The organism is Streptococcus sp. 2106 (assembly GCF_013277315.1).
Classification (GTDB): Bacteria; Bacillota; Bacilli; order Lactobacillales; family Streptococcaceae; genus Streptococcus; species Streptococcus pseudopneumoniae.
The window spans coordinates 1-1189 of sequence record NZ_VMMS01000116.1 but is presented as its reverse complement, the minus strand read 5'-3'; the positions used below and the strand labels follow the sequence as shown (position 1 = coordinate 1189).

Below are 1189 nucleotides of genomic sequence, written 5' to 3'. Positions count from 1 at the left end.
CTGCAAATCCAATCAGCAAAGCTCCAACCCCCATCAGCTGGTCTAAAATCGGTGGTTCAAACATTTTTATCTCCTTATGCTCTTAATTTTCGTACTTCTTTTTCTAATTCCAAAATCTCATAAACATCATTGACATCGTACATAATATCCTTCCCTTGCTTACGAAATCTTAAGCCTTTACGTTCTAGCTTCTTAATATAGCCATGAGTGAAGCCGAATTTCTCCATCAAAGCCTGTTGATTGATTGGCATGCGATCATTCTCTAACTGCTCCTTGACCTGCTTTTCAGCAAAAGCCAATAATTGATTTGTGAACAATTCAGCACTTTCGCCGTCCAATCGTAATTGTAACGTTATACCTTCCATTTTCTACATCCTCTCAACTATGCGGGCAAGCATTTTTGTGATATAATGATTTTGATTATTTTAGTAAGCGCCTGACTCCTGTTAGGTGCTTTTTTGGTTTAAAAAGTTTTACTTTCCATCGCCCTGAGTTCTATCTCATGGCTGACTTGTTTCAATAGCTTCTCACACGCTATTTTTGCTTCTCTGTACGTTGTGTTCTCGCTGATGAAGTAATCAGCAAGTTCGATGATTTTATCTTCCATTCAACCTCCTACATCAGCCTCAAGACTGATGTAATATCCTCCTAAATTGCTATAATACTCTTGACTAGGACCTCTCACCGTTTTAGTCAAAACTTCAGCAGAAAGGAGGTTCAAAAAATGAGTAAGCTTAGCCATAAGCCAAACCACGTTGTTAAGAAACTAACCTGGGAAAATCTCGATAATATTCTATTATCTTATTTTTCAGAGTCGACTACTGATAAACCTAGCGCAGTAATTCAGTTATCTGATTTTGAAATGTCTAAAGCTGAAATTATCGAAGAAGCAACTGCTCAAGGTTATCAAGTTATCGATAATTCTGATGGTTACTTAAAGTTTCTATAACGAATTTTAAAGATGATATATTTGTACGATTTACATCAATATCTCTTTTTAACTTAGCGATCTGTCTATCAGATTGCTTTTTTCTTTTCCCACTATACGGATATCGTCTTGGTCTCATTTTCTTTCCCTCCCTACGCTTGACTAAATGCGTTCAGTTCCATGATTTTCATCTTGGTATTGGTGCTTGGCTCCCACGTCATCCAGTAAGCTAGAGCGGCATCCGCATGCTTCTTGGGTAGC

4 protein-coding genes are annotated in these 1189 nt (G+C 37.7%); 1 reads left to right on the top strand and 3 read right to left on the bottom strand.

The features are described 5' to 3' along the window. Positions 1–74: 74 nt before the first annotated feature. On the bottom strand, positions 75–365 hold the full coding sequence (locus tag HT723_RS10650) for a hypothetical protein (RefSeq protein ID WP_172935172.1): 291 nt from the start codon (positions 363–365) through the stop codon (positions 75–77). A gap of 98 nt (positions 366–463) precedes the next feature. Next, the gene (locus HT723_RS10645) at positions 464–607 is read right to left on the bottom strand and encodes a hypothetical protein (protein ID WP_171039298.1); all 144 of its coding nucleotides are present in this window, start codon (positions 605–607) and stop codon (positions 464–466) included. 117 nt (positions 608–724) lie between these two features. On the opposite strand from HT723_RS10645, the gene HT723_RS10640 reads away from it, so the two are divergent. Then, positions 725–949 carry a hypothetical protein gene (locus tag HT723_RS10640; protein ID WP_000040990.1) on the top strand — a complete coding sequence of 75 codons (225 nt, stop codon included), beginning with the start codon at positions 725–727 and terminating at the stop codon, positions 947–949. Between the two features lie 131 nt (positions 950–1080). Here the strand turns inward: HT723_RS10640 and HT723_RS10635 are convergent. Further along, the coding region (locus HT723_RS10635) for an ORF6C domain-containing protein (protein WP_172935171.1) at positions 1081–1189 on the bottom strand (109 nt) is incomplete at its 5' end.

Bases quoted from the DNA above. Each gene is read 5' to 3' on its own strand.
- HT723_RS10650 (WP_172935172.1), bottom strand. From the start codon at position 365: ATGGAAGGTATAACGTTACAATTACGATTGGACGGCGAAAGTGCTGAA.
- HT723_RS10645 (WP_171039298.1), bottom strand. From the start codon at position 607: ATGGAAGATAAAATCATCGAACTTGCTGATTACTTCATCAGCGAGAAC.
- HT723_RS10640 (WP_000040990.1), top strand. From the start codon at position 725: ATGAGTAAGCTTAGCCATAAGCCAAACCACGTTGTTAAGAAACTAACC.